A 12,644-nucleotide genomic window follows, 5' to 3' on the forward strand; every position below is an offset into this window, starting at 1 on the left:
GTTCCGCCAGCACGACGAGCGCCTGCTGATCTGCGCCACGAACTCCGTGCGCTCGTTGGACTCGGCCTTCCTGCGCCCCGGACGGTTCGACTACGTCATCCCGGTCGGACCGCCCGACGACGCGGCGCGCAAAGCGATCTGGAACCGCTATCTGGGTGCGCTGGCCGAAGGCGTGGAGGTCGACAAGCTCGTCGAGGCGACCGCGATGTTCACCCCGGCCGACATCGAGTTCGCCGCCCGCAAAGGTGCGCAATGCGCGTTCGAACGCGAAATCGAGTTCCGGCGCGGCGAGCCGCCCCGTACCGACGACTTCCTCGCCGCCATCGCCGACACCCGGCCGACGTTGACCGACGCGATGCTCGACGAATTCAACGAAGACATCGCCATGCGCACCCGGCTGTGAGCAGAACCACCCCCGAACGGCAGGAAGCCTGCCGTTCGGGGGTAACGGCAGGCTCCCTGGGTGGGTGGTCGTTATGCGGTGGCCTGAGCCCCCAGCACCCGTTGGATGTCCGGCTTCATCTGCTGCAGCTGCTGACCCCAGTAGTTCCAGCTGTGGGTACCGGTGGACGGGAAGTTGAACACACCGTTGGTGCCGCCCGCCGCGATGTAGTTGTCCCGGAAACTGATGTTGGTGCGCAGCGTGAACCCTTCGAGGAACTGCGCCGCCATCAGGTTGTTCCCCGGGGTACCCGAGTCCAGCTCCGACGGAGTGCCGGTGCCGCAGTAGATCCAGATGCGGGTGTTGTTGGCCACCAGCTGGTTGATGTTGACCATCGGATCGTTGCGCTTCCATGCCGGGTCCGAGGACGGGCCCCACATGCTCTCGGCGTTGAAGCCACCGGCGTCGTTCATCGCCAGGCCGATCAGCATGGGCCACCAGCCCTCGGAGGGGTTGAGGAACCCGGACAGCGACGACGCGTAGATGAACCGTTGCGGATGGTAGATCGCATAGGTCAGAGATGCGCTGCCGGCCATCGACAGACCGACAACGGCGTTACCGGTCTGGGAGACACCACGATTGGCCTCCAGCCACGCGGGTAGCTCCTGGGTCAGGAAGGTCTCCCACTTGTAGGTGTAGTCCTGGCCGTTACCCCGAGACGGCTGGTACCAGTCGGTGTAGAAGCTGGACTGCCCGCCCACCGGCATGATCGTCGACAGACCGGACTGGTAGAACCACTCGAACGCCGGGGTGTTGATGTCCCAGCCGTTGAAGTCGTCCTGAGCGCGCAGACCGTCGAGCAGATACACCGCGTGCGGGCCCCCGCCCTGGAATTGCACCCGGATGTTGCGGTTCATGGCCTGGGAGAACACGTCGAGATACTCAACCGGCAGGCCGGGCCGAGAGAAGGCGCCCGCAGTCGCCGAACCCCCGGCGACGCCGATCAGGCCGGGCAGCGCGACCGCGGCCGCGGCCACGACGGCCATCCGGCGCAGCGCAGACCGCCACGATGCTGCGTCTGTGGCGTCTCGCCACTTCACTTTCCACTTCATAACGGCAACCAACCCACCTTTCTGTACATGTCCACCATGTCTCGCAAACTTGCCGTCGCTTTGCACGCGTAATGAAACCGGCTTCGGGGAGCCGAAAGCCTGCGCGACACAGCGATTCGACATCGCGGTTGGCTAACGATTACGACTCGCCGCGGACTCGCGTGCCCGGTCACCGACGTTGACCAGTGCGAATACAGTGACCGCAAGCCCGACCCGGGGGAGTGTCCGCCCCGATGCGGGGTTTCGTCCTGCGCACCCAACTGCCAGACTGACAAGGCGATGGTGGACCGACAGACAGGGCCGAAGAGCGCCGACGATCCGTTCGATTTGCAGCGCTTCGTCGACGCGCAGGACGGCGTGTACCCGACGGTGCTCGACGAGTTACGCGCCGGCATCAAACGCAGCCATTGGATCTGGTTCGTCTTCCCGCAGCTGCGCGGGCTGGGGCACAGCCCCACCGCACACCGCTTCGGGATCGGCTCCCTGGCCGAGGCGACCGCCTACCTCGGGCACGAGGTGCTCGGTCCGCGGCTGCGCGAATGCGCCCACCTGCTACTCGCCGCGCAGGGTCGGTCGGCGCGCGAAATTCTCGGTCAACCAGACGATCTCAAGGTCCGTTCGTCGATGACGCTGTTCGCCCACGCCGGGGACGACCCGGTGTTCGGCGACGTGCTCGACGCGTTCTACGAAGGCCAGGAAGACCCCGCGACACTGCACATGCTGTAGTCCGCGCTCAGCGCGGAGCGATCACCAGCCATCCGTGCGGCGGAACCACGGCGTCGGTCAACTGTTCGGCGGGCGGCGCTCCCGAACCAGCGATGACGGCGCCGCTCTCGATGCCGAATTCCGGCAGCGACACCGGCATCGGTGCGTCGTTGATGTTGAGGGCCACCACGAGCATGTGCTCGCCGCTGCGAGCGGCGTACACCAAGCCCTCATTGGTCACCCGAAGCGACTCCGTGCGGGCCTCGTGCAACCAGGGGTGCCGACGGCGCAGACCGATCAGGTGCTGATGGGTCCGATACACCTGCTGGCCGTGCGCACCGACACCCTCACCGGGAGAGGTGAATTCGGGCCGCACGGCATCGTCACCGCCGAAACGCTCCTCCTTGACACCCCGATAGGCGGATTCATCCCCGGCGTAGACGCTCGGGGTGCCACCGGTGGTCATCAGGATCGTCAGCGCGTGCTCGACGTGCTCGGGATTGTCGAGTTGGCTGGCGATCCGGGTGACGTCATGATTGCCGATGAACGTCATCGGCACGAACGTGTCCATGAAGTCGTTGTGCCGGGTCAGCGACCAGGCCAGTTCGTGGAAGTTGGCGTCGTTGAGGCTGCTCCAGATCGCCTTCCACAGCTCGTATTGAGTCAGCGAGTCGAAACCGCAGTCACGCACGATCGCCGAATAGTCGCCGTGGATGACCTCGCCGACGAACCACGCCTGCGGGAAGCGTTCGCGCACCCGCGGCAGCACCTGGGCCCAGAACCGGTCGGGAACGGCATAGGCAGCATCGAGGCGCCACCCGTCGGCGCCCCGTGACAGCCAATGGCACATCACCTCGACGGTGTAGTCGACGACATCGGGGTTGGAGTGGTCGAGCGTGATCAGCCCGCCGTGTCCCTCGAACGTCACGAAGTCGCGGCCGCGCGTCCGGAACCAGGACCGGTCGCCGCCCTCCTGCGCCTCTCGAAAGCGGTCGAACTCGGTGCCGACGTGGTTGAAGACTCCGTCGAGAAGTATCCGCAACCCGCGGGCGCGACATTCAGCCACCAGGTGGTCGAAGTCGTCGTCGGTGCCCAGTCTGGGGTCGATGCGATGGTGGTCGGTGGTGTCGTAGCCGTGGGTGTGCGACGCGAACACCGGCCCCAGCGCCAACCCGGAGGCACCGAGTTCGACGGTGTAGTCCAGCCAGTCGACGATTCTGCGCAACCGGTGTTCCTCCGCCGCGGGCGGCGGGTCGGCCGGGTAGGCCCCCACGAATCCCAGCGGGTAGATCTGCCACCAGATCGCGTGTGCCACCCAGTCCGGCTCGGTCATCGGGCGAATGCTCTCGCGTACAACGCCTTCATCTCCTCAGTCAGTTCGTCGGCGGGCCCGTCGGCCCGGGTACCGGGGGCGACGGTTGCGATGGGCAGCCCCGCGACCGGCGGCGGGGGCGCGCCCCACTCCTGCAGCCAGGCGGTCAGTTGCGCCGCCGAAGCGGCGTAGACGATGCGCCCCAATCCCACCCAGGCGTGCGCCGCCGAGCACATCGGGCAGTGTTCTCCCGAGGTGTAGACCGTGGCGCGGGACCGCTGATCCGGTCCCAGGTTGCGGACCGCCCAGCGCGCGATGGCGAACTCAGGATGGCGGGTGTGGTCACCGTCCTTGACCCGGTTGCGATCGGCGAACAACACCGCGCCGTCTTCACCCACCAACTGCGAGCCGAACGGTTCGTCGCCGTCGTCGAACGCGACGCGGGCGAGTTCCACGCACCGGCGCAGGTGCCCTAGGTCGTCGTCGCTGATCGGCACAGCCGGAGTCTACGCAGCCGCGACCCGGTGGTTCAGGCGCAGGTGTCGAGTCGGCAGGCGCACGACGCCCTGACCGGCACGTCAGCGCGGGCCGCCGCCAACTGCAGTTGTCTGCCGATGATGACGGCCTCGTCGGCACGGCCCAGGCGAGTCAGGCACTCGTGGTAACCGTGCAGGCTCCACACATTGCCTGGATGCTGGCAGGGCCGGCTGAGCGTGGGATCCAGCCCCAGATCGGCGGCGTACACCGCCGCTGCCTCTCCCACATGGCCCTGCTCGAGCAGCAACGCGCCGTAGGCATGCCGGGTGGGCTGCATCCAGCCCCAGGGTTCGTCGTAGGGCAGGGTGTCGTCCAACTCGACCGCGCGTCGCAGGTGCGCGAAGGCTTGATCGAAACGCCCTGCGCGATAGTCGATCTCCCCGTCGAGCATGGCGGCGGCGACAGCGAGGATGTCCCGGCTGGTGTTGTTGAACAGGTAGCGGCTCTCCGGGATCCGGTCATACGCCGCCGAGAACGCCTCACGTTCCTGTTCGGCCTCGGAGAGTCGGCCGGTAGCGGCGTACGCCACGCCCCGGCCGTAGTGGACGGTGGCGGCCGTGGTGCAGTACAGCTGCGTGTCCGCGGGCGCATCGGTGGCGATCAGGTCCGCCCAGCGGCCGAAGCGGACCAGGACGTGGATCCGCAGCGGGACGAACGCCTCGAGCCAGTCGGCCATCGGCGGCGACTCGATGGCGAGCAACTCGGGGGTCAGCTGACCGGCGAGTTCGTCGGCGGCCTGCATCGCCACCGACGAGTTCCCTTCGAACATCGCCGAATACACGATGAAGTGCAGGTTGTGGGCCCGATACAACGAATAGAAGTTCAGCGGACCGGATCGTTCGACGAACCGGCGGTCGGCCCGCACCGCCGCCAGGTTGGCCACCACCGAGTCCCGGTAATTGCCGCACAGCACGTCGATGTGACTGGGCATATGGGCGAGATGTCCGGCATCGGGCACCAGACCGCGCAACAGATCGGCCGCGGGCAACGCCAGTTCCGGAGTCGTGGACATCTCCATGGCGTGCAGGTACAGGTGCAGGATTCCCGGATGTGCCCGCCCGGCCGCCGTGGCGAGTGCCGCGTCGAGGATCTGCTTGGCCTCGACGACCCGCGAGCCGGGGGCCGGTTCACCGGTGCGACTGTCCCACAACGCCCAGGCGGTCACGTTCATGAGCGCATCGGCGGCCAGTGCCGCTACATCGACGTCGTCGGGGTTGCTCTGCGCCACCTGCACCATCGCGTCGGCATAGGCCCGGTGACCGGCCAGAAGGGCGTCCTCGTCGTCGGGGTCGTCGGCGGCGAAGCGCCTTTCCAGCGCGGCGATCAGGGCCTGCTCACAGGCCGAGGCACGTCCTTGCGAGGCCCGTGCGAGCTCAGCACGGGCACGGCTCAACGACTGGGCCCGGTCGACCGGATCGAAGGCGTCCCAACCCTTGTTGTAGTTCGGCCCGACGGCGTACGCGATACCCCACCGGGCGATCGCCAGGTCCTCGTCGAACTCGAGGGCCCGCTCGAAGCAGCGGATGGCCTCGTCGTGGTTGAAGGCGTAGCACCACACCATGCCGCGGTCGAACCAGCGCTGCGCCTCCGGCGCGGACGTATCAGTTCGACGATGGTAGGAGCCGAGATCGTAGTAGTCCCCGCTGCCCGCCGCGCTGAGACCAGAGGTCATATCGGGCACGATAATTCACCCGCGCCGCGGTGGCCACCACTGCGAGCAGGCATCCGGCGCCGGCCCAGGCGGCCAGGGTCAGCAACGGCGCCTGGGCACCGTTGCCGCCGAAGTAGGACACGCTGCGCAACAACGAGACTCCCGACCCCTGCGGCACCACTGTGGTGAAGGTGGAGTAGAAGCCGGACAACAGCGGACGACCGACGGGGCCGGCGGCGGCCGCGTTGCCGACGACGACCAGGAAGAGCCCCAGCACGATCGACGCGGCCGCGCCGAAGGCGGCTGCCACGCCGGTGACCGCGCCGCCGACGGCCATGGCGTAGAGCCACAGCACGCCGAACACCTGGCCCGGGTGGCCGGTGAGCGCACCGAGGACCGGTCCCACGTACAGCGTGACGACGCCGGCCAGGACGGCGGAGAACCCCGCCAGCGACAACGTGCGCAGCGCCAGGGTGACCGGCGTGCGGACGCTGCCCATCAAGCGCCCCAGCAGCGCTGCGCCGAGGGAGGCGCCGATGGAGATGAAGATGACCGCGTAGAACTCGACCGTTCCGGAGGGATCGGCGGCCGAGGTGGGGGCGACGTCCTCGACGACCGCGGATAGTCCGGCCTGCCCGGCCGTGGTGCGCCCGACCTTCTCTGCGGCGGCCGCGACGCTGCGGCCGCCGCCGCCGGCCACATAGATCGACAGGTCGCCCTCGGGCGTGACGGCGAACGCGGTGTCGACGTGACGCTGATAGACCTGTTGGCGCGCTGCTTCGGCGTCGGTGACCTGCGTGATCTGCAGACCCGGTTCCGCCCGTAAGCCGTCGACCAGAGATTCCGGAGCCGATACCGCGACAGACATGTGGTGCAGCATCGGGTTGGCGAAGGCGCCCGCGTAGCTGGCGACCATCGCGACGACGAACAGGGTCAGTCCCGCCAGGGCGAGCGCGGTGGTCCGCAGCGCGGAGCGGTCGCGGAATGTGGGGGAGTGGCCGGATGCTTCGGGACGGTGGTGTCTACCCATGGTGCGGTCCTTCCTGTGATGTCGACTGGCCCAGCAGGGCGTCGACCGTGTCCAGCGCCGCGTTGACGCGGCCGGTGAGATCGGTGCCGTCCGGGTCCTCCATCCAGGACCGCAGCACCTCCATGAAGCCGCCGACGAGAAATCGGGCGACCGACTCGGGTGCCGGCGGGGCGACCGCCGCCCCGGCCGTCGAAAGCCTCGCGGTGCCGGCGGCGGCGATCTGTTCACAGGCCGGCAACAGCGCGTCACGAAAGGTGTTGACCACATGCCGGGTCACCGTGCTGGGGACCACGTTGCGGTACATCGCGTGGTGTCCGGCGGCGAAGTCGAACACGCGCAGGATCCGGGCCCGCGGATCGGAGCCGGGGTCCCGGACGACGGCCTCGGTGAACGCGTGCGTGATCGCCGCCGCGACCGCGTCGTCGCGGTCACGGAAGTGCCGGTAGAAGACCTGCCGACTCACGTCGGCGCGGTTCACCAGGTCACCGACCGTGATGTGGTCGACGGGACGCTCCTGCGCCAACGCGAACGCCGCTACGCGCAGGCGGTTACGGACACGTTCTGCGCGGGGGTCGACACTGTGGCTGCGGAGAGGCACGCGCCCACGCTAAGCGATTTCGTAGACAATTGTCCACGAAGTTGCCGGGTGATCTCCACCGGCGGGGCACTGAGCTGTGACCGCGGTCGCCGTCAGTGTCCGGCGACGATGTCCGCCTCGTCGGGATGGGTCACCGGCGTCTTGGCGCCGGGCAGGACCGAGAACAGCAGGCAGACCAGGCCGAACAGCAGATAGCCGAGCGCCACCTGCGGACTGGCCGCCCACGACACCTCGGCGGCGTGAATCAGACCGATGAACGACAGCGCCGCTCCCACCAGCGCCGCCGCCGCGGCGTAGCGGAACTTCTTGTCCAGGATGAAGGTGACCATCGTGCCGAGAATCAGGCCGACCAGCACCGCGCCCTCACCCAGGGTCTTGAGCCCGTCGTAGACCACACCCGCGCCGTTGAGCGCCTCGCTGGTCACTTCCGCCGCCGTGGTTCCTGCCGCACTGAGCGCGTTGTCGATCATGCCGCGCCCCCATTCCGCCAGGTTGGGCAGCAGCGCGGCGACGACGGCGACCGCGTGCAGCCGCGGGACCGCCTGGAAGGCCTGGGCGCCGATCAGCAGTCCGATGTAGAGCAGGATCGGCACGATGGCCGGCACCGGCAGCAGCGCGGCCAGGACGCCGAAAAGCCCCAGAAAGCACAGGATCCCGATGACGGCACCGCTGGCCAGCGAGTACCCCGCGCGGCCTCCGGCGTCCTTCCACCCCGGGTGGCCGATGTAGACGGCGGGAGGAAAGGGCGAGCCGAAAGCCGAGCCGACCACCGCACCGGCTCCGTCGGCGAGCAGCACGCTGCGCAGGTTGTAGCTGTCACCGGCCGCCGCGGCGCTCTCGACATTGCTCATCGCCTCGGTGAAGTTGTACACACCCAGCGGAATCGCGGTGCCCAGCAGCGGCGCCAGATCTGACAGGCCGCTGATCAGCATGTCCAGCCGCAGGTCCGGAACCCCGACGGCGATGTCGCTGACGGCCTGCCCGACGTCGGGCGCCGACATGTAGCCACCCGCCCAGCCGATGGCGGTGCCGACCAGCAATGCGACCAGTCCGATGGGGATGCTGCCCGGCAGCTTCACGTCGGTGAAGAAACCGATCAGGATGATGGCCAGCACCGGCAGACCGATCCAGGCGACCTCCCACATCTGTGCGGCGGGGCGCATCGAGATGAACGTGATGGAGATGCCGGCCAGGGTGCCCAGCATCGCGGCCCGCGGTGTCAGCTTGCGGATGTAGGGACCGACGAATGCGCCGATCATCACGATGACGCCGATCAGGAACGCCCATGCCAGACCCGCCTGCCAAGCCTGCATCGGATCGTCGGTGGCCAGATAGACCGGCAGCATGACGACGAACACCACGATGAACATGTGCGGCACGCTGGGGCCGTACGGCAGGGCGGTGACGTCGGTCCGGTTCTCCCGCCGCGCGAGTCGCCGAGCCAGGAACGTGTAGTAGAGGTTCCCGAGGATCAGGGCGACCCCCAGCGCCGGGAGGACCGTGCCCAGCACATCGGTGGCCGGCACGGCGACCACGGCCACCATCAACCCCGTCAGTGTGAGCACGTTGACCAGGATGTTGAATCCCAGGCCGAAGAACGCGTTGGTGTCGCCGCGCGTCCACCAGGGCAGGGACAGCGACCGGGCAGCGGGTGGTTCGGCGGGTGCGTTGGTGACGTCGGTGCTCATCGGGCCTCTTCTCGGTCTGCTGGCGTGGTGAGTTGAGTGAGTGCGGGGATGACGACGGCACTGTCTGCCACCCATCCGAAAATGCCGCCCTGGGCCTTGATCATGTCCAGGCCGACCCGTTGGAATTCGGGGAAATAGGAACCGACACAGTCGGATACGACAAGACATTCGTATCCGCGGTCGTTGGCCTCCCTGGTGGTGGTGTGCACGCACACCTCGGTGGTGACGCCGGTGACGAGCAGCTGGGTGATCCCGGCAGCGGTGAGGAGCTCGGACAGCTCAGTGGCGTAGAACGCCCCCTTACCGGGCTTGTCGATGACGACTTCGCCGGCGACCGGGGCGAGCTCGTCGACGATGTCGTGTCCGTATTCGCCCCGGATCAGGATGCGTCCGTACTTGCCTTCGTCACCGATGCGTTTCGACGGGGCACCGCGCCGCAGTTTGGCCGGTGGACAATCCGACAGGTCGGGCCGGTGCCCTTCCCGCGTGTGGATGACCGTCACCCCGGCGTCGCGGGCCGCTCCGATCAGTGCAGCCAGTGGTGTCATCACCCGCGCGAGTTGTGCCACGTCGTTGCCCAGGCTCTCGCCGAATCCTCCGGGCAGCAGGAAGTCCCGTTGCATGTCGATGACGATCAACGCGGTGCGGGCCGCGACGAGCGTGAACGGCGCGGGCTCTGCAGGTATGTCGACGGTTCTGCTCATGCGTGCTCCTCGGTGAGGGTGACGGCGTCGGCGGGCACACCCGACTGCCAGGGTGTTCGGCGTGGTTCGTCGAGGAGTTGGGCGGCGAGATGCAGCACGGTGTCATCGCTGAGCGCCGGCCCGAGCACCATTGCACTGCACGGCCGCCCGTCGGCGGTGACCCCGGCCGGGACAGCGGCACCGAGCAGGTCGAGCAGATTGCCGAAATGCGTGTAGTGGCCGAGTTTCGTGTTGCAGTCGATCGGTGCGGCGAGCACCTCGTCGACGGTGAAGGTCGTGCCGATCGTCGGCAGGACCAGCACATCCATCTGCTGCCACAACCGAGCGGTCACGGCCTTGAGCTCCTGAAGTCTCTGCAGCGCGCTGAACGCGTCGACGGCGCTGTAGCGGTGTCCACTGCGCAGGATGTCGCGCACCACCGGGTGGATCGAATCCGGCTGGGCGGCAAGGAATTCGCCGAACTCGACCAGCCGCTCGGCCACCCACGGCCCCTGGTAGAGCAGCGCGCCGGCCGCGAGGAAGGGCTGAAGCGAGACGTCGACGACGGTGTTCGTGCGAGCCAACCGGGTCCGGACGGCGAGGTGGGCGCGGCGCATCTGCTCGTCACCGAAGAACTCCAGCTCGTGCTCCGGCGGCAGCCCCACGGTGACGGTGCCTGCGCCGAAGCGCGGCCCGCGGTCTCGAGCCCAGGGGTCGTCGTCGTCGCGGGCGATCATGACATCGAGGACCCGGTCCACGTCGTCGACCGAACCCGCCATGACGCTCAGACAATCCAGCGACCTGCAGGCGGGCACCAGCCCGACGGTGCTGATCAGTCCTCGCGACGGCTTGAAGCCCACGACGCCGTTCAGCGCGGCAGGCACCCGCCCGGAACCGGCGGTGTCCGTTGCGACCGCGAACGGCACCTGGCCGAGAGCGACAGCCAGTGCCGACCCCGAACTGGAGCCGCCGGAGATCATGTCGCGGCCGTAGACACTGCGCGGCACGGTGTAGGGCGTTCGGGTGCCGTTGAGCCCGGTTGCGAACTGGTCGAGGTTGGTCTTGCCGACGTACAGGGCGCCCGCGTCGAGCAGGCGGCGCACCGCCGGTGCGGTGGCGGTGGCGACGTAGGCGTAGTCGGGGCAGGACAGCGTGGTCGGTACGCCGGCCACGTCGATGCTGTCCTTGACCCCGAACGGCACCCCGTAGAGCGGCAGGGTGCGCGCGCCCGGACGGTTCTCGATGTCCTCGGCCGCGGCGATCAGCTGCTCGCGGGGAACGGTCGACAGCCACGTGCCGTCGTCGCCCGTGCGGCGATCGCATCGGCCACCCGGGCCGCAGTGGCCGTCGGCGACCCCGTGCCCGAGGCGTGGGAGGTGAGGATCTCGGCCACGGAGGGCCCGACGGTCGGTCCAGGTTTCGAGTCACCCATGTCTGTCGATTGTCGACAGAATGATGGCAATTCTGGGTCGGGCGTGTGTCGATCGTGTTAGCGCCGCGCTCGGGTGCCCGGTGTCGGTTCCTTCTCCAGCCCGAGGTAGTGCAGGTGGCCGTGGTCACGTAATGCCGCGATCGCCAAGGCCGCGTCATTGGTCTCCAGCGCAGAGAGGATCGCCTTGTGCCGCTCGATGCCGTCACCGGCATCGCGTTGCCGGGCCTCCTCGCGGAGGTTCTTCGCCATCGGGAGCTGCAGCTTGAGCAGGATCGGCTCCAGCGTGATGTCGAGTTGACGGTTGTGGGCCAGCCCGACGACGGCGGCATGGAACGCGCGGTGGGCATCGTCGCGGTCCACCGCGTCGTGGGCGACGTCCATGCGTTCCAGCGCTGCCCGCACCGGCTCGAGCGCTGTCGCCGAATCCTCCAGCGGGAGTGCGGATTCCACGGCATGGCGCTCCAGCACATGGCGCAGTTCGAACAACTGGAGGACATCTGTCGGCGACCATTCGGCGACTCGCGAGCCTCGCCGGGGCAGGTGCTCGACCAACCCCTGTTGGGTGAGCAGGCGTAGCGCCTCGCGCACCGGCGCCCGGCTGAAGCCGAAGGTCGCGCACAACTGTTCTTCCACGATCTTCTCGCCGGGGGAGAGCTCGCCGCTGAGGATCGCCTCGCGCAGGCGGTGGGACGCAACCTCCACCAAGGTTGCGGGCAGGCCGAACCGGGCAGGGTCGTCGCTCGGCGCAGCCATGGCCCAATGGTAGGGAACGACGCCGCCCACGGCGGCTCCCGCGACGCTGACGGTCCAGATAATTGTTTTGCTGTCTCGCTGGCACGCGCACCCCAGGAGACCACGAGTCGGCGGTAGGTGCGTTGGTTGCGAATACCAACGCGAAATGGCCCGCTTTGCTACGGTCGTCACATCCGTCGCCCGCAGAGGAGCCACAGATGAGCGCGACACCATGTTCTCGCCGCACCGTCGCCCCGATGCCGCAGCGCTGCACCGTCGCACCGATGCCGAGGTTCCGCACCGTCGCCCTGATGCCGCGGTTGCGCCCCGATCTCGCGGCGCCGCCCAGATCTCGGCTCCGCAGTGGCTCGGCGAGCACCGACAGTACGGTTTCTGACGGAATCGGCGCGATTTCCATCAGAATCCGTACGCTCGCGATCCGAGTGGCGGTCACGGCCGGAACGCTCGCGGGGGGAGTGCTCGCCGCCGGAACCGCAGGGGCCGCAACCGCATGGGCCGCAACCGCATGGGACGCACCGGTCCCCGCTGTGATCGGCGCCCCTATCCCGACACAGGGCCCGACGGGTCCGCTCGATCCCGCGTGCGCGCAGACACCGCTGGATCCGGTGTGCCAGGGCGGCCCGTACTACCAGGGACCGCCGACCGGACCGGCAGACCCTCGGTGCGCCGCCATGCCCATCGACCCGGTGTGTCAGGGCGGCCCCTACGCCGCCCCGACACCTCCGCCGCCGCCCGCCGCGCCCTCGCCAGCTGCCGCACCC

Annotated in this window: 11 protein-coding genes and 2 pseudogenes; 3 read left to right on the top strand and 10 right to left on the bottom strand. The window is 68.4% G+C overall.

What is annotated here, in order from left to right; translation table 11 throughout:
* Positions 1 to 403 (top strand): annotated as a pseudogene (locus tag J3476_RS27430) (AAA family ATPase); the annotation flags it as partial.
* Positions 404 to 474: 71 nt separating this feature from the next.
* Here the strand turns inward: J3476_RS27430 and J3476_RS27435 are convergent.
* Positions 475 to 1,494: an alpha/beta hydrolase family protein gene (locus J3476_RS27435; protein ID WP_207069413.1), complete on the bottom strand. Its 1,020-nt coding sequence runs from the start codon at positions 1,492 to 1,494 to the stop codon at positions 475 to 477.
* Between the two features lie 282 nt (positions 1,495 to 1,776).
* Here J3476_RS27435 and J3476_RS27440 point away from each other — a divergent pair, with 282 nt between their 5' ends.
* Complete coding sequence (locus J3476_RS27440) at positions 1,777 to 2,220, top strand: DUF1810 domain-containing protein (RefSeq protein ID WP_286183843.1); 444 nt, start codon at positions 1,777 to 1,779, stop codon at positions 2,218 to 2,220.
* A 7-nt stretch (positions 2,221 to 2,227) separates the two neighbouring features.
* On the opposite strand, the gene J3476_RS27445 is transcribed toward J3476_RS27440, so the two are convergent.
* The 9 genes and pseudogenes from J3476_RS27445 to J3476_RS27485 all read right to left on the bottom strand — a co-directional run bounded on the left by J3476_RS27445 (position 2,228) and on the right by J3476_RS27485 (position 11,883).
* A complete protein-coding gene (locus J3476_RS27445) occupies positions 2,228 to 3,532 on the bottom strand; it encodes an alpha-amylase family glycosyl hydrolase (protein ID WP_207069415.1) in 1,305 nt (434 codons plus the stop codon).
* Positions 3,529 to 4,008, bottom strand: a complete 480-nt coding sequence (locus J3476_RS27450; protein ID WP_207069416.1) for a nucleoside deaminase — start codon at positions 4,006 to 4,008, stop codon at positions 3,529 to 3,531. The genes J3476_RS27445 and J3476_RS27450 overlap by 4 nt, the downstream gene beginning before the upstream one ends.
* 32 nt (positions 4,009 to 4,040) lie before the next feature.
* Positions 4,041 to 5,720, bottom strand: coding sequence for a tetratricopeptide repeat protein (locus J3476_RS27455; protein ID WP_207069417.1), 1,680 nt, complete (start codon positions 5,718 to 5,720; stop codon positions 4,041 to 4,043).
* Entirely contained in the window at positions 5,650 to 6,729 is a 1,080-nt protein-coding gene (locus J3476_RS27460) for a hypothetical protein (RefSeq protein ID WP_207069418.1), read from the bottom strand. The genes J3476_RS27455 and J3476_RS27460 overlap by 71 nt, the downstream gene beginning before the upstream one ends.
* Positions 6,722 to 7,327: a TetR/AcrR family transcriptional regulator gene (locus J3476_RS27465; RefSeq protein WP_207069419.1), complete on the bottom strand. Its 606-nt coding sequence runs from the start codon at positions 7,325 to 7,327 to the stop codon at positions 6,722 to 6,724. The genes J3476_RS27460 and J3476_RS27465 overlap by 8 nt, the downstream gene beginning before the upstream one ends.
* A 92-nt stretch (positions 7,328 to 7,419) precedes the next feature.
* On the bottom strand, positions 7,420 to 9,015 hold the full coding sequence (locus J3476_RS27470; RefSeq protein WP_207069420.1) for a regulator: 1,596 nt from the start codon (positions 9,013 to 9,015) through the stop codon (positions 7,420 to 7,422).
* Positions 9,012 to 9,719, bottom strand: a complete 708-nt coding sequence (locus J3476_RS27475) for a cysteine hydrolase family protein (protein ID WP_207069421.1) — start codon at positions 9,717 to 9,719, stop codon at positions 9,012 to 9,014. Before J3476_RS27475 ends, J3476_RS27470 begins: the two co-directional genes overlap by 4 nt.
* Positions 9,716 to 11,130 (bottom strand): annotated as a pseudogene (locus J3476_RS27480) (allophanate hydrolase). Before J3476_RS27480 ends, J3476_RS27475 begins: the two are co-directional and overlap by 4 nt.
* Before the next feature lie 57 nt (positions 11,131 to 11,187).
* The gene (locus J3476_RS27485; protein ID WP_207069422.1) at positions 11,188 to 11,883 is read right to left on the bottom strand and encodes a GntR family transcriptional regulator; all 696 of its coding nucleotides are present in this window, start codon (positions 11,881 to 11,883) and stop codon (positions 11,188 to 11,190) included.
* A gap of 145 nt (positions 11,884 to 12,028) precedes the next feature.
* Between J3476_RS27485 and J3476_RS27490 the strand changes: the two genes are divergently transcribed.
* The gene (locus J3476_RS27490; RefSeq protein WP_207069423.1) at positions 12,029 to 12,259 is read left to right on the top strand and encodes a hypothetical protein; all 231 of its coding nucleotides are present in this window, start codon (positions 12,029 to 12,031) and stop codon (positions 12,257 to 12,259) included.
* Positions 12,260 to 12,644: the final 385 nt, after the last annotated feature.

The organism is Mycobacterium sp. PO1 (assembly GCF_017312405.1).
Lineage (GTDB): Bacteria > Actinomycetota > Actinomycetes > Mycobacteriales > Mycobacteriaceae > Mycobacterium.

Bases quoted from the DNA above. Each gene is read 5' to 3' on its own strand.
- J3476_RS27435 (WP_207069413.1), bottom strand. From the start codon at position 1,494: ATGAAGTGGAAAGTGAAGTGGCGAGACGCCACAGACGCAGCATCGTGG.
- J3476_RS27445 (WP_207069415.1), bottom strand. From the start codon at position 3,532: ATGACCGAGCCGGACTGGGTGGCACACGCGATCTGGTGGCAGATCTAC.
- J3476_RS27455 (WP_207069417.1), bottom strand. From the start codon at position 5,720: ATGACCTCTGGTCTCAGCGCGGCGGGCAGCGGGGACTACTACGATCTC.
- J3476_RS27460 (WP_207069418.1), bottom strand. From the start codon at position 6,729: ATGGGTAGACACCACCGTCCCGAAGCATCCGGCCACTCCCCCACATTC.
- J3476_RS27470 (WP_207069420.1), bottom strand. From the start codon at position 9,015: ATGAGCACCGACGTCACCAACGCACCCGCCGAACCACCCGCTGCCCGG.
- J3476_RS27475 (WP_207069421.1), bottom strand. From the start codon at position 9,719: ATGAGCAGAACCGTCGACATACCTGCAGAGCCCGCGCCGTTCACGCTC.
- J3476_RS27485 (WP_207069422.1), bottom strand. From the start codon at position 11,883: ATGGCTGCGCCGAGCGACGACCCTGCCCGGTTCGGCCTGCCCGCAACC.
- J3476_RS27490 (WP_207069423.1), top strand. From the start codon at position 12,029: ATGGCCCGCTTTGCTACGGTCGTCACATCCGTCGCCCGCAGAGGAGCC.